Source organism: Granulosicoccus sp. 3-233 (assembly GCF_052681095.1).
This window is the reverse complement of sequence record NZ_JBQYLE010000009.1, coordinates 152,009-174,012: the sequence shown is the minus strand read 5'-3', so window position 1 is coordinate 174,012 and position 22,004 is coordinate 152,009. Positions and strand designations below refer to the sequence as shown.

Sequence of the window (22,004 nt, the reverse complement as noted above, 5' to 3'; positions counted from 1 at the left end):
GATGCTTTGATGCTTTGATGCTTTGATGCTTTGATGCTTTGATGCTTTGATGCTTTGATGCTTTGATGCTTTGATGCTTTGATGCCTTGATGCCTTGATGTGTTGTCGGCTCTGCGCTCATCCACTGTGAAGTGCAGGCTCAGACAGACCAAGGCGGGATGACTGAGGGATCCAGATTCATGTCGGCAATTGCCTGTTGAATCAATTCGGACTTCACCTTTCCCTGGCGAACCAGTGCTTCGATGCCAGCCAGGGTAATGTGTTGTCGGTCGACTTCGAAGAAGCGGCGCAGTGCTTGTCGATTGGCGGAACGCCCGAAGCCATCGGTACCCAGAACGGTCATGCGTGCCTGCAGATAAGGTGCTATCTGTTGGGGAAAGGCACGCACGTAATCGCTGGCGGCTATGACGGGATCCTCGCCAGGCAGCTGCGTTTCCACATGACTGTTCCGCCGTGGTGAGTGGATGCCCAGACGATTACCACGCTCGACGCTGGCCGCATCTCTGGCCAGTTCGGTGTAGCTGGTTGCGCTGAAAACATCGCTTGTAATGCCATACTCCTGCAGCAGAATTTCCGCTGCAGCAATGACCTCCAGCAGAATGGTTCCGGAACCCAGCAGTCTGAGCATGGGCGCCCGATCATTGGAGTCGGTATGCCGTTGCAGATGGTAGAGACCTTTCACGATATTGGCGGTCGAGTCCTCCGGCAGGGATCGCTGTGCGTAGTTCTCGTTCATCACGGTGAGATAGAAGAACTCGTCGCATCGTTCGTCCAGCATTCTCTGCATGCCGTATTCCATGATGACGGCCACCTCGTGCGCCAACGCCGGATCATAGGCTCTGCAATTCGGTATGGTCGCTGCGATGGTGTGACTGGAACCATCCTGATGCTGCAAGCCTTCGCCTGATAACGTTGTTCTGCCAGCCGTTGCTCCGAGTAGAAAGCCTCGCGCGCGCTGATCGGCCGCAGCCCAGATCAGGTCGCCGACGCGCTGGAAACCGAACATGGAGTAGTAGATGTAAACCGGTAACAATTCGACATCGTGCGCAGAATACGCCGTGGCCGCAGCGGTCCATGAGCTGATGGCTCCCGCTTCGGTAATGCCTTCTTCAAGCAACTGACCGTCGCGACTCTCCTTGTAATACAGCATCGATCCCGAGTCCTCGGGCTCGTACAGTTGACCTTCCGGCGAGTAGATGCCGACCTGGCGAAACAGGTTGTTCATGCCGAAGGTTCTTGCCTCGTCTGCCACGATCGGTACCAGCCGCGATCCGAAGTTCTTGTCTCTCAAGAGCCCGGAGAGAATGCGTACCGCCGCCATGGTGGTGGACATGACCTTGCCTTCGGCGTTCAGGGCAAAGCCGGCATAGGTAGCCATATCCGGCCGAGGGGGAATGGACGTGCTGGCATTCAGGGAGCGTGAAGGCAGATAGCCGCCGAGTTCGGCGCGTCGTGCTTTCAGGTAGCGGATTTCCGGACTATCGTCAGCCGGTTTGTAGAACTGCAGAGCCGCCACCTGTTCATCGCTGAGAGGTAATTCGAAACGATCACGAAATTGCAAGAGTGCATCGACGTCCAGCTTCTTCGCCTGGTGGGCGGTCATGCGACTCTCACCGGCACCTCCCATGCCATAGCCTTTCTTGGTTTTGGTCAGAATGACGGTCGGCTGGCCTCGATGAGCTCTGGCTGCGGCAAAGGCTGCATGCAGCTTGCGATAGTCGTGGCCGCCTCGTTTGAGCTGATGAATCTCTTCATCCGACAGATGACTGACGAGAGCGGAAAGCTGCGGATCGGTATCGAAGAACTTCTGCCGGTTGTAGTCTCCATCGCGTGAACCAAGGTTCTGATACTGACCATCCACGGTCTCGGCGAACCGGCGCAACAGTACATGGGTGTCGTCCCGCGCGAAGAGATCATCCCATTCCGATCCCCATAACACCTTGATGACGTTCCAGCCAGCGCCAATGAACAGTGATTCGAGTTCCTGGATGATCTGCCCATTGCCTCGTACCGGGCCATCAAGGCGTTGCAGATTGCAATTGACGATAAAGGTCAGATTGTCGAGCTTCTCGCGAGCCGCCAGGGTCAGTCCTGCAACAGACTCCGGTTCATCCATCTCCCCGTCGCCGAATACGCCCCAGACATGCCGCTGACTTGTGTCGGCCAGCTTGCGCGCCTGCAAGTAGCGCATGAAGCGAGCCTGATACACCGCTGACAAGGGTCCGATTCCCATGGATCCTGTGGGCAGCTGCCAGTAGTTCTTCATCAACCATGGATGAGGGTACGAGCACAATCCTCCACCCGCTACTTCCTGTCGGTAGCTTGCCAGATCCGACTCGGCGAGCCGTCCCTCCAGAAAGGATCGCGCGTAGATCCCGGGTGCCGAGTGCGGTTGAAAGTAGACCAGGTCGCCAGCGGCGTGTTCGCCACTGGCCCTGAAAAAATGATTGAACCCCACCTCGAAGATCTCCGCTGCCGAGGCATACGAAGCGATGTGGCCGCCCAGTTCGCCGTACGCTTTGTTAGCTCGGACGACCATGGCCAGTGCATTCCAGCGTATCAGGGTGTTGATGCGCTTTTCCATGTCCAGGTCCCCTGGGTAAGGGGGTTGGTCGGACAGAGGAATCGTATTGCGATAGGCGGAATACGGCAATCCCTGAACAGTGACTCCCAGCAAACGTGCCCGTTCCTGCACTTGCGATAGCACGTATCGCGCACGTCCGGTGCCTTGTGTTGCCGTCAGGGATTCCAGTGATTCCAGCCATTCAGAGGTTTCGATCGGGTCTGGATCCTGGGGGCTACCAGACTGATCATCGTTCATCGCTATCGATTCCATGCAGGTTCAATGGGTATATGGTATCCATGAATCGGCAGCTGAGATCGTCAATTTCACGCATGAATTCAGCTTGTTCTGGTTGTTTCAGCTAGTATTCACGTTGTTCTTGATGAAAAGCACCAGTAGACGTTATGGAAATCTCGTTGGACAAAATCGATAACCGCATCCTGGCAGAGCTGCAGCACAATGCCCGTTTGACCAATCAGGAACTCAGCGAGCGTGTCGGGCTTTCACCGACACCTTGCGCACGACGGGTTCGCAATCTGGAAAAGCTCGGCATCATCAAGGGATACAGTGCGAATATCGATGAATCGAAGCTCGGTTTTGCCTTCACGGTCTTCGTGTCGGTGCAACTGGATCGCCAGATCGATGACCGGCTCATGAATTTCGAAAACGAGATCAAGCTGCTTCCGGAGGTCATGGATTGCTGGTTGATGACCGGGAACCGAGACTATCTGCTTCGTGTTGCGGTCGTGGATCTGCATGAATTCGAACGCTTTCTCACCGGCAGACTGACCAAGGTGAATGGGGTTGCCAATATCGAATCGTCAATACCCATTCGGCAGGTGAAGGGGCAGATGGCACGATTGTTCTAGCCATAGGTCACTAACGACTCACGATCAATCCAGACCCATTGCACAGGCGACTACTTCATGATCAGACACTGCGTATTCATTCGATTCAACGAAGAGGCAAGCGTCGAACACCGACAGGCACTCTTCAGTCAGCTGGCCGCATTGCAGTCACGACTCAACGGAATCTCGGCATTTCATGCCGGCATCAACGTCAGTCCGGAGACCGGTATGGATCATGGCTTTGCGGATGGCTTCATGATCGATTTCGATACTGCTGAAGATCGAGATGCCTATCTTGCCGATGAAGAACACCAGGCAATTGGCGCACAGCTGGTGCAATCAGCCGAAGGGGGAACCGCCGGGATTCTGGTGTTCGACATGGATATTGCTGATGGCGTCTGATTGCTTCAGGGTCATCGTGCTACCGGCGGCTGATTGCCAGGCAAGAATGGCAAGCGGGCAAATTTCCTTCATGGTTATAGTATGCTTTTGATTAGTGCACTAGCTATATGCCGAGTCATCCCGGTTGCAAACACCGTGCTTGCAGCCGCCGTTCGGTCGAACTTCAATCGAGGAGAATTGCAATGAGTGTCGATGTTCTTTATACAACCAGCGCAGAGGCCACCGGTGGGCGTGATGGCAAATCCGGAACTCTGGATGGTGCCTTGAGTGTCAGTCTGACCACGCCGAAGGAGTTGGGGGGTAGTGGTGGTGAAGGCAACAATCCCGAACAGTTGTTCGCTACTGGCTACGCTGCCTGTTTTCTGGGCGCCATGAAGTTCGTTGCCGGCAATGAATCCGGTTTTGCATCGGTTCCAGAGGATACGACAGTCCGTTCCACGGTTGGCATCGGTCCGCGTTCCGAAGGTGGTTTTGGTCTCGAAATTGCGCTCGAGGTGTCATTGCCGGGAGTAGACAAGCAGGAAGCCGAGAAGCTGGTAGAGCGTGCGCATGAGGTCTGCCCGTATTCCAACGCCACGCGCAATAACATCGATGTGAAGCTCTCGGTCGCCTGAGGGTTCAGGAGATTTCCCCGGCGAACGAACAATGCTGGGTTCGCGGATCTTTTCGGCCTGCCTGCCTGAGTGACGGGCAGGCCGGTTCCGGCAATCGTCCGGAACGAACCCATTACAAGGCCTCGGAAGCCGGACCGAAGAATTCATAGTGCAGACGTTCATCGCGGACACCGATGGATCGCAGGCCGTTGATTGTTGCCTGCATGAAGCCTGTCGGGCCGCAGATGTAATAGTCCGATGACTGGATATGGGTGTTATCGGCAAGCCATTGCGCATCCAGTCTGCCGTGAACCACCGTGTTGTCATCGACAGCCTCTGTATCATCGATTTCTTCGTAGAATACGACTGATCGAGTGGCCAGTTGCGCAGGAAGCTCCTGCATGGCGTGATGTGAGCGGCTGCGGGCGGCGTGAACATAAGTGATCGGCAAGGCCCTGTTGGCATTGGCCTCAAGCATGGAAATCATGGGGGTCAGGCCGACACCACCGGAGAGCAAGACTACCTCTGAGGTGTTCTCTGGGTCCAGAAAGAAGTCACCGGCCGGAGCACCGACCGACAGGATCGTGCCGGTATCGGCAACATCATGGAGCCAGGTCGACGCTTTTCCCTGAGCTTCACGTTTGACGGTGATTCTGAAATCGCGGCCATTGGGCGCTGAAGAAATGGAGTAGGTGCGTCTGATACTGGCTGCATCATCGATACACAGCAACAGCGTCAGGTACTGTCCCGGCCTGTGCGCCGGTACTGGTGCACCGTCAACCGGACTCAGGGTAAAGGAGGTGATCTCGCTGGTTTCCGCGCGTTTTTCCGTGATGAGAAAGTCACGCCAGCCTGACCAACCACCCGGTAGATTCGCCTGTTCGTCATACACTGACTGTTCGCGTTCAATGAGAACACCAGCGAGAAACCAGTAGGCTTCACCCCAAGCGTTCAGTACCTCGCTGCTAGCAGCCTCACCCAGCACATCGCTGATGGCTGCCAGCAGGGAGTTGCCTACCGCTTCATAGTGAGCCGCTTCGATCTTCAGTGCCACGTGCTTCTGTGCGATTCGCTCGATGGCTGCAGTCAGTACCTGCGGTTCGCGTATGTTCCGGGCATAGGCAAGTATTGCGTGAGTCAATGCCTTGTGTTGGGGAGCACTGCCGCTCTGATGTGACAGATTGAAAAAGCTGCGTATTCCGGCATCCTGCAACAAGCGTTCGTACATCCGGGCAACAATGGCTTCGCCGTGGATTTCCAGGACCGGGACGGTGGCGCTGACGACGTTCATCGTGTTTTCAGACAAGGGTTGCATGGTAGAAATCTCTTAAAGATGCATATTAGATGAATGTATTTTGGTGAATTGATAGATGCATGTCAAATGACTCTTATGAGTTAGACTCATGCCCTTGAGTCAGCAATAGCGCCGGAGAGGATTCATGCGACTGACAGACACGTGTGACATTGCGTTTCGAGTGCTGTTGTTTGCAGCGGAGAAAGACGGAGCGTTGTTTCGTATCGACCAGGTCGTCGAGTTCTACGGCATCTCGCGCAGTACCACCATGAAAGTGGTCAACACCTTGACACGTGCCGGACTGCTGCTGGCGAAGCGAGGTCGGGCAGGCGGCCTGTATCTGGGCAAGCCGGCGGAGCAGATTTCACTGGGTGAAATCGTTCGCATGATGGAGCCGGATTTTGGCCTGGTGGAATGCCAGAGACCCGGAAATCTCTGTCCCATTACGCCGGTCTGTACCTTGCCGGGGCCCTTGCTGGAAGCTACCAACGCCTTTCTCGAGACTCTCGATCGGTATTCACTGGCTGATATTGCAATAGGACCACAGCGCATGTTTCCGCTGGAGTTCCGAGACCCGACACCGAAGAGGTCGTGAGCAGGTAATCCGGTTCCAGCCAGCCGATGAGGTGACCCCTTTCAGTTCTATCGAGGGGATCGGAGCAAGACTTTTGTTGCGTTGCCCCCATCTGATATCAGGGCATACCATCAAGGCTGACCCGATAGCGGAGAGTGCATCATGAAACCATCAATGATCCTGCCCCTGCTGCTGACCTCACTATACTTTTCCGCGCAAGCCTTTGTACCATTGAACGGCTATTTCATTGCGATTGATCGTTGCGAAGCCTATCAATCGAAGAACTCCATGAGCAACCCGGGAGATCGCTTCACGGAGCCCATGCGCGCCTACGAATTGCGTGGCATGAATCAGCCGGTCGGAGACTACTTTCAGATCATCGATCCGGATGCCCCGATTACTGCAGATCGTTGGGTGCATGTGAGCTGCGGTATGCATGTGGTGGATGCCGGGACGGAAACGATACTGACCGATGGAGATGGAGATGGAGATGGAGATGGAGATGGAGGTGGAGATGGAGGTGGAGATGGAGATGGAGATGGAGATGGAGATGGCGATGGCGATGGCGATGGCGATGGAGATGGAGATGGAGATGGAGATGGAGATGGAGATGGAGATGGAGATGGAGATGGAGATGGAGATGGAGATGGAGATAATGGCGATGGCGATGGCGATGACGTCAATGACGGCTCGGATGAATCAAGGGATAATCTCCTCGCATTGAGTTGGCAACCGGCCTTTTGCGAAAAAAGACCCAACAAGGCCGAATGCATTGAACTGAATAATGGCAATCTTCCCATCACGGAGCAGCAACTTTCCATTCATGGCCTCTGGGCTCAACCTCGTGGCAATGTCTACTGTGATGTAGCCGACTCCGTCAAGTCCATTGATCTGGATGGGCAGTGGCAATTGTTGCCGGATCCGATGCTGAGTGCCGAGACTCGTGAGCGGCTACGCATCGCCATGCCCGGTACGGCGAGTCATCTTGAACGCCATGAATGGATCAAGCACGGAACCTGTCATCGCGGTAGGGGAGGAGCAGAGGAGTACTTCGCCGATACATTGCAACTGACTCAGGTCATCAACGATTCCGTGGTTGCCAGCTATCTGGCCGAGCATGTCGGCACATCCGTGAATACGGCGGAGATTCGGCAGAAATTCGATGAAGCGTTTGGTCGCGGTGCTGGTGATAGAGTGCAATTCCACTGTACGGGCGATCAGTCACGTGTGCTTCTGCAAGAGATCACGATAAACCTGAGAGGACGCATTCAGCCTGATCGTACTGTGGCCGATCTGATCCTGGCCGGGGATCTGACGACGCCAGGTTGTCCTGCAGGTGTCATTGATGCCAGTGGTTTGCAGTAACGTTTCGATGAACAGCCAGGACAGACGGCTGAAACTGTCCTGGCTGTTATAAACTCCTACTGGCAAAAGGGTCGCGACAGCTCCTATACTGCAAGGCGTTCGTGCGTGATGCACATGGAAATTCGTTTCCCGACATTGACAAATACATTTGAAGGTGATGGCTTGATTCAACGATTAGGAATGGCTGCCTGTGTGGCAGCAACTTTGTTTTCTTCACAAGTGACTCTCGCCCAGGAAGCTGCCATTTACAGTGGTGCAGATCGCATCCACCCGGTATGGGCCAGGCAGGCGATGGTCTCGGTTCAGGAGCAGGTAGCGGCCCGAATAGGTCTGGATATACTGGCTGAGGGCGGCAATGCGGTTGATGCGAGCGTGGCAGTGGCGTTTGCATTGGCAGTCACCTTGCCCAGGGCGGGAAATCTGGGTGGAGGAGGCTTCATGATGGTTCATGATGCCGAGACGGGTGAGACAAAAGCCATCGACTATCGGGAAATGGCACCATCCAGTGCGACTCGCGACATGTATCTGGATGAAAATGGTGACGCTGTTTCCAATTTGTCACGCTTTCATGGGCTTGCTGTAGGCGTGCCAGGAACGGTCGCTGGTATGCAGGCTGCATTGGACGCCTATGGCAGCATGAGTCTTGCCGAGGTCATCCAGCCGGCCATCAGACTGGCAGAGGAAGGCATCAAGGTTACTGCGGATCTGGCTGACAGCCTCAAAGGGCTGGAAAAGAGGTTGAAGTCTTGGGATTCCTCGGCAGCCATTTTCTACAAGGAAGATGGCAGTTTCTATGAGCCGGGTGAAACTCTGAAACAACCGGACCTGGCTGCCACCCTCAAACGCATTGCCGAATCCGGCCCCGATGGATTCTACAAGGGCGACACTGCGGAGAAGATTGCCAGTGCAGTTCAGAAAGCCGGTGGTGGCATGACAGTCGAAGATCTGGCGAATTACAGGGTCGAAATCAGAGAACCGGTGACCGGTGACTATCGGGGGTATGAAATCGTATCGATGCCACCTCCCAGTTCCGGTGGCACTCATATCATCCAGATTCTGAATACGCTGGAAGGCTACCCCTTGGGCTACCTGGGTCATAACTCGGCAGAAACCATACATCTGATGGCAGAAGCGATGAAGCGTGCCTATGCGGATCGGTCCGAGTATCTGGGAGATCCTGCCTTTGTCGATGTGCCGGTGGCCGAACTGACGTCAAAGGACTATGCGGCAGAAACTCGAAAGGACATCAGTCTCAATGTGGCCACGCCGTCGGCATCCATTGCACCAGCAGATCTGACGCCCTATGAAAGCAATGAGACCACACATTTCTCGATCGTGGACAAGGATGGCAATGCCGTTTCCAACACGTATACCATCAATTTCTCCTACGGTTCCGGAATGGTTGCAAACGGCACTGGCGTGCTGATGAACAACGAAATGGATGACTTTTCCGCCAAGCCGGGCGTGCCCAATGGATATGGTCTGATAGGTGGTGATGCCAATGCCGTTGAAGCAGGCAAGCGGCCACTGTCCTCGATGAGTCCTACCATTGTTCTCAAGGACGGTAACGTCTATCTGGTCACGGGCAGTCCCGGTGGTGCGAGAATCATCACGACCACCTTGCAATTGATCAGCAACATGATTGACCACGGAATGAATATCGCAGAAGCAACCGTGGCCCCTCGCATACATCATCAATGGCTTCCCGAGGAATTGCGTGTCGAGGAAGGCATCAGTCGAGACACGATTTCCCTGCTGGAAGCCAGGGGCCATCATGTCGTCGAGAAGGATGTCATGGGGTCTACCCAGTCGATCCAGGTTGATGCCGAGAACGGTCTGCTCTTCGGTTATTCGGATACCCGAAGAGCAGGTGCGGCAACACTCGGATACTGATCAGACGCACACCTGGTCCAGTTGCACCAGGTGTGCTGTTCCGCCTTCAATCAGGCATTCGGTCGGCTGGGTGTTTCCGAATACCTGATGACTACCGCGACGGGCAGGCCTGACGACACGGTAGAGTCTTTCATCGGCCGATATGGCAAGTCGAAAGAGGTTGGTATCAGTTCGTTGTCAAGAGTGCCTGAGCCTGTTCACTGGTGCAGGCTTCAGGTCGTTCGCAGGTAGTGGAAATCTCCACCCATTGTCGAGACTCTGCCGACGTCTGAATGGAAGTCAGGATGTCGACCACGTGCAAGGCCAGTTCCAGGTTGCAGCGATGTGGCTTCTGCCTGATGATCGAGTCGGCCATATCGGCAAGACCGGCGCACCGGTAGTTTGCTCGAGGGATCTCCTGCGAATCTTCCGTATTGGGTACCGCGAAAGGGTGGCCGTCGTTGCTCAGTACTTCGACGTCACCGTTGCCATTGGCCAGTTCGACAGTACCGCCGAAGAAGTTCGGATCCGGGACAAACAGGGTTCCCGTCGTTCCGTAGAGTTCCATATTGGCGTGACGATGTGCCCGGACATCCCAGCTTGAACCCAGAGTTACAATCGCACCGCCGTGAAACTCCAGCAGTGCCTGGTAATTGGTTGGCGTACTGACGTTGATCGATTCTCCCTCGCGTGGACCATTGCCGATGGTTCGAGTGGGGGAGCCGGTGGACGCCATGGCGGATACGGCACGAACGGGCCCCATGAACTGGACCAGATTGGTCATGTAGTAAGGCCCCATGTCGAGAACCGGTCCACCACCGGGAAGAAAGAAGAAATCGGGGTTCGGGTGCCAGTTTTCCATGCCTGCATTCATGAAATGGCAGGTGGCGCCTGTGATGTTGCCGATTCGTCCACTGTCGACTGCGGATCGTGCCGCCTGGTGAGCTCCACCGAGAAAAGTGTCAGGCGCTGAACCGATGCGCAATCCCTTGGCTTGTGCCAGATCCTGCAGCTGCCTGCCGTCTTCGAGTGACAGTACCAGAGGCTTCTCCGAGTAGGCGTGCTTGCCACCTTCGAGTATGCGTCGAGTGATTGCATGGTGAGCGGCTGGCACAGTGAGGTTGACGATGATATCGACATCGTCGGCGGCTATCAATTCATCAACCCCCTGTGCGCGTACGCCATACTCGTTTGCCCGTTCTTGCGCCACTGCCGCATCGATATCAGCTACGGCCTTGACGTCGATGGTGCGGAACAGCGGGGCGAGAGACAGGTAGGTAGAGGAAATGTTTCCGCAGCCGATAATGCCGACATTGAGCTTGTCCATCAGGACGGTTCTCCCTTGAATGGTGCTGAATCAGAAGTTCTTGACAGTGGCCAGAGAGCGGCGAGCGAATCGCTCCGGGTCTCGAGGGTTGTCATGTTCCATGATGTAGAGTGGCACCTTGGCGGATTTCAGTGCGGCTGCAATGGCCTCCCAGTCCATCACGCCGTAGCCGACGTCGGCCCAGCCGTCTTCGTCCGTGTTTTCTCCGTCTGCCGCCCGGTCCTTGACGTGCACGGTTTGTATCCTGTCGGCGAAGGTCTCGATCCATTCCACCGGGTCCTGTCCGGCCACGTGCACCCAGGCAAGATCCAGTTCCAGCCCGAGTGCAGGACATGATTCTGTCAGATGCTGGATCGGCAAGCTGCCGTCGGCGCAGGGCATGAATTCGAAATCATGATTGTGCCAGCCGAAATACAGGCCGGCATCCAGAATCGGTTTGGACATTTCCGTCAAGCGTCTTCCCAGTGCCTGCCAGCCCTCAGCGTCGGAAGGTCGCTGATCCGGCAGGAGGAATGGCACGAAGACGTGCCTGACCTGTAGTGCACGGGCAATCTCCAGGCAGCGTGCCGGGTCGCTCTCGACCAGCTCGATGGAAAAATGTCCCGTCGGCATGGACAGACCATGGGTATCCAGTCGACGTCGGGTGGCTTGCAGGTCTTCATACAGGGGGGCATGTCCCTCTATGGCGCTGATGCCCAGACGGGCAAGCATGGCAAGCGTATCGTCCAGGTCAAAATGTCGTGACGAATACATCTGGTAGGAAACTGGAATCATTGAAATGGCCTGGTAGGAAGGTGAAACGGAGCATGAAATCTCTGCACGGCTGCGCTCTGGATTCGGTAACGGATGCCACTGAGGGGCAGACGCTATCAGAGACGATTTTCCGTGGTGATGTCGAACAGCGATGTACGGGCCGGATCGATACCGATGACAAGCCGATCGTTCTGTCTGACTCGGGCCTGCCCGTCCATGCGAATGTGAAAGGGGGTGTCTTCCAGACTGGTGTATACCAGCGTATCCGAACCCATCGGTTCCACCATGTCCACCACGACTTCGGTTCTGACGGGCATGCTGTCCACCAGTTCTCCGGTGACGACATGCTCAGGGCGAATACCGATGGTGGCGCTGCAATCACCAGATGAATCACTGGCAAAACGGTAGCCTGACAAGGGTAACTCCAGGTCGCCACGCAGGAATGAACCTCCCAGTACTTCACCATCGAGGAAATTCATGGAAGGTGAGCCGATGAAGTCCGCAACGTACTTGTTCGTCGGGCGGTTGTAGATCTCGTCGGGTGTGCCCAGTTGCATGATCTGTCCATTCCTGAGAATGGCGATTCGATCTGCCAGTGTCATGGCTTCGATCTGGTCATGTGTCACATAGATCATCGTGTTTTCCAGTTGCTGATGCAGTCTCTTGATTTCCACACGAAGGTCTGCGCGCAACTTGGCGTCAAGGTTCGACAGTGGTTCATCGAACAGGAAAACGTCGACGTCCCGAACCAGTGCGCGGCCTATGGCAACCCGCTGGCGTTGTCCGCCGGAAAGTGCCGCGGGTTTTCGTTTCAGCAGCGGCTCGATCTGGAGAACCTGCGCGGCGTGCCGGACACGTCGTGAGATCTCATCCTTCGGCACTCGGGCATTGCGCAGGCCGAAGGTCAGATTGCCTTCCACGCTCATCTGCGGGTACAGGGCATAGGACTGGAACACCATGCCGATACCTCTGTCTGATGGCTCATCCCAGGTGACATTCCTGCCATTGATGTGTATCTGCCCGGAGCTGGGTTCCAGCAGACCGGCAATGCAATTCAACAGTGTGGATTTTCCACAGCCTGATGAACCGAGCAGAACGAGAAATTCGCCCTTGCCGATGGTCAGGTTCAGATTCTGGAGTACCTTGACCGATGCAAATTGCAGGTCGAGGTTCCTGATTTCAACGGAATTCATGATGGGTCAACCTTTGACAGCGCCGGCGGCAATGCCGCGTACGAACAGTTTTCCGGACAGGAAATAGACCAGCAGCGGCACGGCTCCGGTAAGCAGTGTGGCCGCCATGTTGACGTTGTACTCCTTGACGCCCTGAACCGAATTGACGATGTTGTTGAGTTGTACGGTCATGGGATAGTTTTCGGGTCGTGTGTAGATGACACCGAACAGGAAATCGTTCCAGATGCCGGTCACTTGCAGAATCATGGCAACGACAAAGATGGGCAGTGACATCGGCAGCATGATCTGGAAATAGATTCTCCAGAAGCCGGCGCCGTCCACTCTTGCAGCCTTGAACAGCTCGATGGGGACGGAGGTGAAGTAGTTGCGGAACAGCAGCGTGAGGATCGGCATGCCGAAGACGGTATGGACAAGTACCAGACCGGTCAGCGAGCCATACAAGCCCATCTCCCGCAGCAGAATCACGATGGGATAGATCATCACCTGATAGGGAATGAACGCGCCGATGATCAGAATGGTGAAGAACAGATCGGCTCCGCGAAAACGCCAGTTGGCCAGCGCATAGCCATTGATCGACGCGATGGCAATGGACAGCAGTGTGGAGGGAACCAGTATCTGAACGGAGTTCCAGAAACCACGCGACAGGCCGTCACAATTCAGGCCGGTGCAGGCGCTTGACCAGGCCTTGGCCCAAGGTTCGAAGGTGATATCGATCGGTGCTGAAAAGATGTTGCCGAGACGAATCTCCGGCATGCCCTTGAGCGATGTCACGATCATGACGTACAGCGGCAACAGGTAATACAGGGAGATGATGATCAATGTACCGTAGATCATGATGTTGCGTCTGGAGAATCGGTGACGCGGCCTGGGTCCATCGGGTTCCGGGCTGCCTTCAGCGTACCGGTCGCTCGCAGTCAGGTCAGACATGTTTCTTGCCCCCGAATTCCAGATAGGCCCATGGGATGATGATGACAACGACAGCCAGCAACATCATCGTCGAGGCTGCGAAGCCCTGGCCCAGATTCTGATTGAGAAACATCATGTCGTAGACGTACTTGGCCGGTACCTCCGAGGCCAATCCGGGTCCTCCACCGGTTTGGGCCACGATCAGGTCGTAGAGTTTGATGATGCCCGAAGTGATGATGACCAGGGTTGTTATGAACACCGGACGCATCATGGGGACCACGATGAAGACATAGGTCTTCCAGGTGGGGATACCATCGACACGTGCAGCTTTCCATATGTCTTCATCAATGCTGCGCAGGCCGGCAAGCATGAGACACATGACCAGTCCGGTACCTTGCCAGAGACCGGCAATCAGGACGCCATAGATGACAATGTCGGCGTTGTACAAGGGGTCGAAGACGAAGTTCTCGAACCCCAGGGCTCGCACGATGTTCTGTACGCCGAATTCAGGATTGAGAATCCACTGCCAGACCAGACCCGTCACGATGAAGCTGAGTGCAAACGGGTACAGCAGTATGGAGCGGAAGGTGTTTTCGAAGCGTATTTTCTGATCCAGCAAGGTGGCCAGAACAAACCCGATCAGCAGTGACAGTATCAATGCCAGAATACCGTAGATGGCGAGATTCTCGATGGATACCAGCCAACGCCGACTTTCCCATAACCGCTCATACTGATCGAGTCCGACCCAGCGCGTCCTTGGCAGCAGTCTGGAATTGGTGAATGAGTAGACTATTGTCCAGACTGAACAACCCAGAAATACAACCATGGCCGTCAGAACCATCGGGATGGCCGCGATCTTGGCTGCGAGATTCCTGAACAGTCTCTTGGGGCGGGTGTTTCCAGCCATGGTCTCAGAGTTCCGGAATGGGAGTCATGGCAGGCAGGCCACTGGCGGCCTCCCTGCCTGCATCAGAGACTGGCGTACTCAGTCAGCGTCGGCGATGATGTCGGCGAAACGGCTCTGCGCATCCTCCACGGTGATGCTGCGATCATTGAAGAATTCCGAGAACAGTTCTTCTATCTGGCTGTTGGTATCCGGGCTTACCAGTTGATTGGTGTCGGGGATGGTGTTTCCCGCTGCCAGTATCTCGAGACCCTTGCGCATGCAGTCATTGGCTGCTTCCTGATTGACGTCACTGCGCACCGGTAATGAACCCTTCTTCAGATTGAATGCCACCTGGGTGTCGGGCTTGAGCATCGTGGCGGCCAGTACGCCTTGAGCCTCGGATTGCTCCTCGTTGTCCATGACCGGGAAGTAGAAGGCATCGCCGGATGTCGAGATGACCTCGTTGACGCCCAGTCCAGGCAGGCAGGTGTAGTCTTCTCCGGCTACCTGTCCGGCAATCTGGAACTCCCCCTGAGCCCAGTCGCCCATGATCTGGCCGCCTGCCTCACCGGTGATGACCATATTGGTCGCCTGGTTCCAGTCTTGTACCTTTGTGTCTTTCGACATGTTGCGTGCATCGTCCGCCGCCTCGAATACGCGGGTGATATCCGGGCCGGCTGCGACCTCTGCATTGTGATCGGCATAGACCTGTTCGTAGATCTCCTTGCCCGCAATGGCCACCATCAGTACGGAGAATGCCCCGGTGCTTTGCCAGGATTGCTGCCCCATGGCGAGTGGAATCTTGCCGGCTGCCTCCAGTGCCGGTGCAGCCTTGACGTACTCATCCCAACTGCCGGGGACCGGAATGCCGGCATCCTCGAAGGCCTTGTGGGAGAGCCATAGCCATTGCCAGGAGTGTATATTGACCGGTGCGCAGAAAATGCGTCCGTCTATGGTGCAGGCATCCAGCAGTGATATCGGATGCACCACATCTTTCCAGCCTTCGGCTTCGGCAATATCGGTCAGGTCACGCATCAGCCCGGCCTCCACCAGTTCTTCTGCCTGTCTGCCATGATTGAATTGTGTTGCTGCCATGGGGTCGCCGCCTGTGATGCGGCTGATCATGATGGGTCTTGCCGTACTGCCGGAGCCTGCAATGGCGCCGTCTACCCAGGTATTGCCGGTGGCGTTGAAGGCCTTGGCCAGCTCGGCTACCGCAGCGGCTTCTCCGCCGGATGTCCACCAATGAGTGACTTCCAGTTCGGCTGCATTGACGCTAGCGGTACCGATCAGGGTGGAAGCGAGCAGTGCTTTACAAGTGGTTTGCATGGTGATTTCCAATTTCAGCGTGGTGACCTAAATCGTTATAGTAAAATCCTATAACGATTCAGAATGCAAAATCAAGTATTATCATCACATCAGAACCGTAAATTTCATTGCAGGAAATCCTGTCCGATACCGGACAGTTACACAGGCAGGGCAAGGATGTCGCCTCTCGACATTAACCGACTGAGTTCAGGGCGCATTGAGCCATCCAGAAGACAAGCCGCAAAAACCGTCAGGGCGCAGAGAGCAACCGACGCTGAAGACCATTGCCAGTCTCAGTGGCTTTGCCGTGCCCACGGTGTCACGTGCACTGAGTGATGCGCCGGACATCGGCAAGGAAACGAAGAAGAAGGTTCGACGAATTGCCGCCGAGATCGGTTATGTCCCCAACAGGGCAGGCTTGCGTCTGCGCACTGGCAGAACCAATGTCATCAGTCTGATCATTCCGACAGAGCGTGATGGCATGAACCATACCGCGCAATTGATCTCCGGCCTGACGTCCGAGCTGCGTCACACCCGGTACCATCTGAACGTCACCCCCTGGTTTGTCGGCGAGGATTCCCTGCAACCGGTGCGCTACATCGTCGAGACCGGGTCGGCAGACGCTGTAATTCTCAATGCCACGTCTGCACACGATCCGCGCGTCGCTTATCTGATGGAGCATGACTTCCCGTTTGCGACCCATGGGCGCACTTCCTGGGCGGAAAAGCATGCGTACTTCGATTTTGACAACGCAGCCTTCGCCCGTATCGGCGTCAAGCGGCTCGCTGCTCGTGGCCGCAGGAATATCCATGCCGTGTTGCCACCGCTTGATCAGTTGTACGGGCAATTCATGGCTGAAGGAATACGGCAGGGCATCTCCGAGATTGGTGGATCGGTGCGGGTTTGCGAAACGGTCAACAGCGATTCCCTGGGCACAGAAATCCGGGAACAGATCGTGAACGCACTGGCTCGGGATTCCAGCATCGATGGCATACTCTGCGGTTCATCGATAGCCAGCATGGCGGCGGTGGATGCAGTGGAGTCCGCCTTTCCATGGCGAAGTTCGACCATCGATATCTTCGGCAAGCAATCCACACCGTTCGCCCGACTGTTTCGCAAGGAGTTGCTGTCCATGCCTGAGAACGTGCAATGGGCCGGGCAGTTTCTGGCTCGCGCCGTGTTGCAGGCCATCAATGAACCGGAGTTGCCACCGCTACAGGAGCTGGAAGTGCCTGTCGATGTGGCCGACGAAGGGGAAGGAGGTCAGCGAGCGGAGAACTGTCCGGAGTCAGGCTGACCGAGATTCTCTGCAGCCCGCTATACCTCAATGGCTGTCGGATGTTTCATCGGCAAACAGTTCAAGGATGGCTTCGGCAAGTGCATCGACGCCGTACGGTTTCTGCAGAACCGGAAAATCGCTCTCATGCTCGTCCGTCAACATCGATTCACTGAAGCCGGACGTCAACAGTATTCTGCATCTGCGATCCTGCTGTTGCATTCTTTTCGCCACCTCATACCCTCTGATGCCGTTCTCCAGTGCGACATCGCAAAACAGCAAGTCGTGATCATGGCCGATGTCGATGTAGTCGATGGCATCTGCACCGGTACGAATACTGGTGACGCTGAGTCCCAGAAGCCGCAGTCGCGCTTCCGTCAACTCCAGTACCTGCTGGTTGTCTTCGACCACCAGCACCGATAAAGCCATGTTCTTCAGACGCAGGCGCGCTGGTGTGTCGGGTCTGCCTGTGCCACCTGACCTGTGTCGGGCAGGGGTGGCTGTTTCGCTCGGTGGGGGGCTTGCGTATCGGGGCAGGTATATGGTGATGGAAGTGCCTGTACCGACCGCGGATTCTGCAACCACGTCCCCGCGGGATTGTCGAACGAATCCGAACAGAGAGGCCAGGCCCAGCCCTGTCCCTTTGCCCGGGTCCTTGGTCGTGAAGAATGGTTCGAAGATCTGTGACAGAGTCTCCTTGTCGATGCCACTGCCGGTGTCGGTCACACTCAGGCTGACATAATCGCCTGGGGTGAGAGACAGGTTCTGATCAGCCGGAGACAATAGCGACACATTGTCGGTTCGAATGATGATGGTGCCACCTGCCGGCATGGCATCCCGGGCATTGATGGTGAGATTGATCACCGCGTTTTCTATCTCGCTACGATCGGTATGCACCTGCCAGAGTTCCGTTTCCAGGTCGGAAGTGACGGATACACGATTGTTCAGGGAAGTCTGCAGAATCGACAGTGTTTCCACCACCAGTCTGTTCAGATTGATGATGGAGGGTTCCAGAGGGCTCTGCCTTGCAAAGGCAAGCAGGCGTCTTGTCAGGCGTGCACCCATTTCCGCGGCCCGCTCAGCCTCTTGTACGTGCAGCCTTTGTGTCTCATCGTCCGCCATGTTGGACAGGAACTCAAGTCTGCCGGAAATGATGTTGAGCAGATTGTTGAAATCGTGTGCGATGCCGCCAGAGAGTCGGCCAATGGCATCGAATTTCTGTGCGTGGCGCAGTCTCTCCTCGGCAGACTTGCGACTGGTGACATCCTCCATGATTCCAATGCAGTGGGTGGCCTTGCCCGTGATATCGCGAATATGGGAAAGCGACAGTTCTGCGGCATAGCTGCTGGCGTTCTTTCGCCTGCATATCAGATCGAATTGCTGCAGTGGCCTCGAACCATGCTGCGCAAGGAGCTGCTCCACCGGACCGGTGTCGGCTTCATTACCTGTGAAGGTTTCCAAGGTGTTTCCGAGAAGCTCATCAGAGCGGTATCCGGTAATCGATGTCATCGCAGTGTTGACATACAGCAGGCGTTTCTTTTCCTGTTCCATGATGAAAACGCCGACATCCAGTGCGGCAATGGCGCGATCGCGCAGCAACAGATCCTGCATCTGCCTGCGTCTGTCGGTCATGTCCTGCGCAATCAGGGCAAAGTAGGGCGGTGTCTCATCAGGGATATAGTGAAGGCGGGTTTCTGTGGGGTACAGACTACCGTCCTTGCGGCGGTGCATCGTATCGATCACGGTTCGGGACATGCGATTGCTGGTCACACCATCGAGCAACTCTGGCGGAAAAGTTTCCTGGAAGCTGTCTATGGTTTCGTGAAGCGTCAGCTGCTTTGATTCCTCCAGACTGTATCCCAGGTTGGTTCTCGCGGTTCTGTTCATCATCGTGATGCGAAACGTCAGGGGTTCGACGACGTAGACTTCGTTCGCAGTTTCTTCCACAACGTGCGACAGTTGACGGTGATCGGCAATGGTCTGCTCGTATTCACGTTTCAGTTGCAGCAACTCGGACAGTTCATTGAATACCAGTACGGCACCCTGTGGACGGGACAGTCGGTCAAGAAGGGCCGTCAGTCGGCAGGAAACAGAAACACCGGATTCGTCATGATACAGCGTCGTGATGGTGTTCTCGCTGTGCTTCTGGTAGCCCGACAGCGCCTTGTGTATTGCGTTGCGAAAGTGCTGCGTCGTTGGCGAGTTGTCCGCTTCACTCCAGAGCCTGTCGAAGTTCATTCCTCTGCACAGATTGATCGACCAGCCGGTCTTGCGCTCTGCCGCCTTGTTCATGAACTGTATGTTGCCATCGACATCGAACGTTATGACGCCATCATCCAGCGATCCGAGTGTTGTTTCAATTCGGTGGTTTTCACGCTTCAACAACAGGTTGGCATCCTTGAGATGGGCGATGCTGGTCTTGAGTCTCTGCTGCATATTGGCAATGGAACGTGACAATTCCCCTACCTCGTTGGCACTATCGCTTGTGATGGGCACATCGAACTGACCCGCAGCGATTTTTCTTGCATCTGCCGTCAGGCTTTTCAGCGGGGTGATGACCAGTTGCAGAAAACCCAGCATGAAAGCGATACCAATGAGCACGACAATGAAAATCAGTGGAAGAAGCACATGGGATTGCTTGCCGGCTGACTCGAGAAAATCCGTTGTTGGCAGAAACATGATCAGTGTCCAGTCGACTCCGGACTGCTGACCGATAGGGCGTTTGAACAGGTAGCCGTCCTGCCCGGCAAGCCTGATGGTCTGTCGGTCCGAATCGCCTTCAAGGTTTGTTGTTGCAGTCGATTCGGACAGGAATTCGTAGGCTGTTCGTGTCAACGGGTCTGCAGAGTCTTCGGTTTGGGCGTCGGCTTCCTGCCTGATGGGCGACCGATTGCCGTGGGTGGAGGCCAGCAGTTGTCCCTGTTCATTGAACAGGAAGACACCACCTTTCTCATCGATATTCAGGGATTGAAGAAAATTCCGGAAATGGGAAAGTGACATGTCTATCGCCGCTACACCCAGAAGAACACCATCGTCGTCCTTCACGGTGACAGAGCGGGTGAGCATCAAGTGCTCACTGTCGTAATCCTGATAGACATCTGACCAGACAGGGGTACCATCGGCGTCGACAGCCTGGCGATACCAGGGCCTCGTACGTGGATCGATCTTCATCAGCCTGCGAGATATCGTATCCAGGGAACCAGTGGCCGCAAGCAGGTATTCAAGACCCAGTTGCTCGGTGTCGGGACTGGCAAACTTGACCCGTGGACTCAGCGGACTGGCCTGCAAGTCCGGTACACTGATACTCATGATGTGTCCCTGCTCGCTGGCAAAGTAGATATCGGATACCAGCTCGGCATTCTGGTGCTGAGCCTGGTCCCAGAGAAAGCGACTGAGCGTATCGGGAGCGTCTATGCTGACCCTGCCTGCGCTGAATGCCTGCGCTGTACCCTTGATGGTCTGATCCGCAATCGTCAGAAAGCGTTCAGTCCTCGATTGGATCTCCAGCGCAGAGTTTCTGGCAGCCTGTTCGGCAACAGAACTCATGATGCGATCTGCAAAATAAAAGGAGATCAGAACGATGATCGCAATGGCACAGAGCAGGATTGTTGCGAAGGCAAGTACCAGCAGCCTGGTCAGTGGCACATTCTCGATATGAGCCCTTAATGAACGCATCAGCAATTCCTGTTGGCTATCCGCACTTCGAGCAGACCGGGTGATCAGGTCTGGATATCAAGAAGACGATGTCAGGCGCGCTACAGATGTCCCTCCTGGACACCAGATATGATGAGAGACATCCTGAAGAACTGGTGTCCATTCGTCACTCTGGTCAGTCAGCTGTGCTCGTAGGTCGACTTTACACCATTGTTCTGTCCGCCAAGACATGGTTTGATCGGTCAACCGGAGCCATAGGCAATATAGTGATGCTTGCGATCACGTCTTGATCGGCCAAGAGGGTTCTGCCATGCGCCTTCGAGGGAGGGATACACTGCCGGTCTCCTGCTCGGGAATGTAACCTGCTTGCCGTATCCTTGCACCATGAAAACAGACTTGACAGCTGAATCGAACGTTCGTCGACGCTGACAGTGTTGAACAGCCTGTGACGCTTGACTGTCGTGGAACAGAGTAAAAATTGCAAATTCAGGCTGATAACCGTTCTCGGGAGCTGCCATTGGCAAAATTCTCGTTGTCAAACTGATGAGAATATTGCAATGGACCATCGAAAGGCTTCTGGATGGCTGGCACTGGGCGTGGGTGCTGCTGCTGCCGTGCTGATCGCTCGTGAACTGGCTGGCACCAAAGAGCGCCGTGTGCGACTGGCGGACAGTCTGCATCAGGGGGTGGGACGAGCCAGACAGGTGGGCGGGGAGCTGCTGGATACCGGAGAGGAGCATGTCAGGTCGGTGCGTGGCAATGTGGAGTCATTACGTTCCTCAGTGGCCGACGGTATACGACCCGAACGCGAATCTTCGTCAAGATCCGAACTGGTGAGCAAACACGAATCCGCCATCATGGCATTCATGGCCAGCGTGCTGGTCAAGGGTGTTTCCAGTTATGTCAACTGGCGCCGTCTGGAACAGGCGACAGCAAATGGTGCCGGCAGGGCCGGGTCGGGCAGCGCCAGAGCCGGCAAGGAGAAGGATCCTGCCGAGATGACGGTGGCCGAGTTGCGCAAGCAGGCCTCGGAGCAGAACGTCGAAGGACGATCAAGCATGAACAAGGAAGAGTTGGTCTCGGCACTTGAATAGGAAGTAGCACCGCACATCAGTGGCAAGTTGGGTGGATTGACACCCTGCCGGGCACGCTGACCCAAGCCAGTTCGAGATTGCCGAGGTTTCGATTTC

The 22,004-nt window shown here is 55.5% G+C and carries 17 protein-coding genes; 8 read left to right on the top strand and 9 right to left on the bottom strand.

The features are described from left to right. Nucleotides 1–139: 139 nt before the first annotated feature. A complete protein-coding gene (gene mdeB / locus ACUNV4_RS21755; RefSeq protein WP_430880729.1) occupies nucleotides 140–2,821 on the bottom strand; it encodes an alpha-ketoglutarate dehydrogenase in 2,682 nt (893 codons plus the stop codon). Nucleotides 2,822–2,979: 158 nt separating this feature from the next. Between mdeB and ACUNV4_RS21750 the strand changes: the two genes are divergently transcribed. From ACUNV4_RS21750 to ACUNV4_RS21740, 3 genes are all read left to right on the top strand, one after another. Beyond that, complete coding sequence (locus tag ACUNV4_RS21750) at nucleotides 2,980–3,432, top strand: Lrp/AsnC family transcriptional regulator (protein WP_430880728.1); 453 nt, start codon at nucleotides 2,980–2,982, stop codon at nucleotides 3,430–3,432. A 57-nt stretch (nucleotides 3,433–3,489) separates the two neighbouring features. Further along, entirely contained in the window at nucleotides 3,490–3,813 is a 324-nt protein-coding gene (locus ACUNV4_RS21745) for a Dabb family protein (RefSeq protein WP_430880727.1), read from the top strand. 182 nt (nucleotides 3,814–3,995) lie between these two features. Then, entirely contained in the window at nucleotides 3,996–4,427 is a 432-nt protein-coding gene (locus ACUNV4_RS21740) for an organic hydroperoxide resistance protein (RefSeq protein WP_430880726.1), read from the top strand. A gap of 112 nt (nucleotides 4,428–4,539) precedes the next feature. Here the strand turns inward: ACUNV4_RS21740 and hmpA are convergent, their stop codons facing one another. After that, complete coding sequence (gene hmpA / locus ACUNV4_RS21735) at nucleotides 4,540–5,721, bottom strand: NO-inducible flavohemoprotein (RefSeq protein ID WP_430880725.1); 1,182 nt, start codon at nucleotides 5,719–5,721, stop codon at nucleotides 4,540–4,542. A 124-nt stretch (nucleotides 5,722–5,845) separates the two neighbouring features. On the opposite strand from hmpA, the gene ACUNV4_RS21730 reads away from it, so the two are divergent. The 3 genes from ACUNV4_RS21730 to ggt all read left to right on the top strand — a co-directional run bounded on the left by ACUNV4_RS21730 (nucleotide 5,846) and on the right by ggt (nucleotide 9,532). Next, nucleotides 5,846–6,295: an RrF2 family transcriptional regulator gene (locus tag ACUNV4_RS21730; protein ID WP_430880724.1), complete on the top strand. Its 450-nt coding sequence runs from the start codon at nucleotides 5,846–5,848 to the stop codon at nucleotides 6,293–6,295. Between the two features lie 141 nt (nucleotides 6,296–6,436). Next, nucleotides 6,437–7,639 (top strand): ribonuclease T2 family protein, encoded by a 1,203-nt coding sequence (locus ACUNV4_RS21725; RefSeq protein WP_430880723.1) that lies wholly within the window; start codon nucleotides 6,437–6,439, stop codon nucleotides 7,637–7,639. Between the two features lie 192 nt (nucleotides 7,640–7,831). Beyond that, a complete protein-coding gene (gene ggt / locus ACUNV4_RS21720) occupies nucleotides 7,832–9,532 on the top strand; it encodes a gamma-glutamyltransferase (RefSeq protein WP_430880722.1) in 1,701 nt (566 codons plus the stop codon). 166 nt (nucleotides 9,533–9,698) lie between these two features. Here ggt and ACUNV4_RS21715 read toward each other — a convergent pair whose 3' ends face one another. From ACUNV4_RS21715 to ACUNV4_RS21690, 6 genes are all read right to left on the bottom strand, one after another. Next, nucleotides 9,699–10,838 (bottom strand): Gfo/Idh/MocA family protein, encoded by a 1,140-nt coding sequence (locus ACUNV4_RS21715; protein WP_430880721.1) that lies wholly within the window; start codon nucleotides 10,836–10,838, stop codon nucleotides 9,699–9,701. 30 nt (nucleotides 10,839–10,868) lie between these two features. Next, the gene (locus ACUNV4_RS21710) at nucleotides 10,869–11,612 is read right to left on the bottom strand and encodes a sugar phosphate isomerase/epimerase family protein (protein ID WP_430880720.1); all 744 of its coding nucleotides are present in this window, start codon (nucleotides 11,610–11,612) and stop codon (nucleotides 10,869–10,871) included. 95 nt (nucleotides 11,613–11,707) lie between these two features. Continuing rightward, nucleotides 11,708–12,784, bottom strand: a complete 1,077-nt coding sequence (locus ACUNV4_RS21705) for an ABC transporter ATP-binding protein (RefSeq protein WP_430880719.1) — start codon at nucleotides 12,782–12,784, stop codon at nucleotides 11,708–11,710. A 6-nt stretch (nucleotides 12,785–12,790) separates the two neighbouring features. Continuing rightward, nucleotides 12,791–13,711 (bottom strand): carbohydrate ABC transporter permease, encoded by a 921-nt coding sequence (locus tag ACUNV4_RS21700; RefSeq protein ID WP_430880718.1) that lies wholly within the window; start codon nucleotides 13,709–13,711, stop codon nucleotides 12,791–12,793. Beyond that, the gene (locus ACUNV4_RS21695) at nucleotides 13,704–14,597 is read right to left on the bottom strand and encodes a carbohydrate ABC transporter permease (protein ID WP_430880717.1); all 894 of its coding nucleotides are present in this window, start codon (nucleotides 14,595–14,597) and stop codon (nucleotides 13,704–13,706) included. The genes ACUNV4_RS21700 and ACUNV4_RS21695 overlap by 8 nt, the downstream gene beginning before the upstream one ends. Before the next feature lie 78 nt (nucleotides 14,598–14,675). Further along, nucleotides 14,676–15,905, bottom strand: coding sequence for an ABC transporter substrate-binding protein (locus ACUNV4_RS21690; protein ID WP_430880716.1), 1,230 nt, complete (start codon nucleotides 15,903–15,905; stop codon nucleotides 14,676–14,678). A gap of 196 nt (nucleotides 15,906–16,101) precedes the next feature. On the opposite strand from ACUNV4_RS21690, the gene ACUNV4_RS21685 reads away from it, so the two are divergent. Continuing rightward, complete coding sequence (locus ACUNV4_RS21685; protein WP_430880715.1) at nucleotides 16,102–17,181, top strand: LacI family transcriptional regulator; 1,080 nt, start codon at nucleotides 16,102–16,104, stop codon at nucleotides 17,179–17,181. 27 nt (nucleotides 17,182–17,208) lie between these two features. Here ACUNV4_RS21685 and ACUNV4_RS21680 read toward each other — a convergent pair whose 3' ends face one another. Continuing rightward, the gene (locus tag ACUNV4_RS21680; protein WP_430880714.1) at nucleotides 17,209–20,835 is read right to left on the bottom strand and encodes a PAS domain S-box protein; all 3,627 of its coding nucleotides are present in this window, start codon (nucleotides 20,833–20,835) and stop codon (nucleotides 17,209–17,211) included. A gap of 536 nt (nucleotides 20,836–21,371) precedes the next feature. On the opposite strand from ACUNV4_RS21680, the gene ACUNV4_RS21675 reads away from it, so the two are divergent. Beyond that, nucleotides 21,372–21,908, top strand: coding sequence for a Rho termination factor N-terminal domain-containing protein (locus ACUNV4_RS21675; protein WP_430880713.1), 537 nt, complete (start codon nucleotides 21,372–21,374; stop codon nucleotides 21,906–21,908). Nucleotides 21,909–22,004: the final 96 nt, after the last annotated feature.

Coding starts and splice junctions, on each gene's coding strand:
- ACUNV4_RS21680 (WP_430880714.1), bottom strand. CDS start 20,835: ATGCGTTCATTAAGGGCTCATATCGAGAATGTGCCACTGACCAGGCTG.
- ACUNV4_RS21745 (WP_430880727.1), top strand. CDS start 3,490: ATGATCAGACACTGCGTATTCATTCGATTCAACGAAGAGGCAAGCGTC.
- mdeB (WP_430880729.1), bottom strand. CDS start 2,821: ATGAACGATGATCAGTCTGGTAGCCCCCAGGATCCAGACCCGATCGAA.
- ACUNV4_RS21740 (WP_430880726.1), top strand. CDS start 3,996: ATGAGTGTCGATGTTCTTTATACAACCAGCGCAGAGGCCACCGGTGGG.
- ACUNV4_RS21695 (WP_430880717.1), bottom strand. CDS start 14,597: ATGGCTGGAAACACCCGCCCCAAGAGACTGTTCAGGAATCTCGCAGCC.
- hmpA (WP_430880725.1), bottom strand. CDS start 5,721: ATGCAACCCTTGTCTGAAAACACGATGAACGTCGTCAGCGCCACCGTC.
- ACUNV4_RS21730 (WP_430880724.1), top strand. CDS start 5,846: ATGCGACTGACAGACACGTGTGACATTGCGTTTCGAGTGCTGTTGTTT.
- ACUNV4_RS21715 (WP_430880721.1), bottom strand. CDS start 10,838: ATGGACAAGCTCAATGTCGGCATTATCGGCTGCGGAAACATTTCCTCT.
- ACUNV4_RS21675 (WP_430880713.1), top strand. CDS start 21,372: ATGGACCATCGAAAGGCTTCTGGATGGCTGGCACTGGGCGTGGGTGCT.
- ACUNV4_RS21725 (WP_430880723.1), top strand. CDS start 6,437: ATGAAACCATCAATGATCCTGCCCCTGCTGCTGACCTCACTATACTTT.
- ACUNV4_RS21690 (WP_430880716.1), bottom strand. CDS start 15,905: ATGCAAACCACTTGTAAAGCACTGCTCGCTTCCACCCTGATCGGTACC.
- ACUNV4_RS21700 (WP_430880718.1), bottom strand. CDS start 13,711: ATGTCTGACCTGACTGCGAGCGACCGGTACGCTGAAGGCAGCCCGGAA.
- ACUNV4_RS21710 (WP_430880720.1), bottom strand. CDS start 11,612: ATGATTCCAGTTTCCTACCAGATGTATTCGTCACGACATTTTGACCTG.
- ACUNV4_RS21705 (WP_430880719.1), bottom strand. CDS start 12,784: ATGAATTCCGTTGAAATCAGGAACCTCGACCTGCAATTTGCATCGGTC.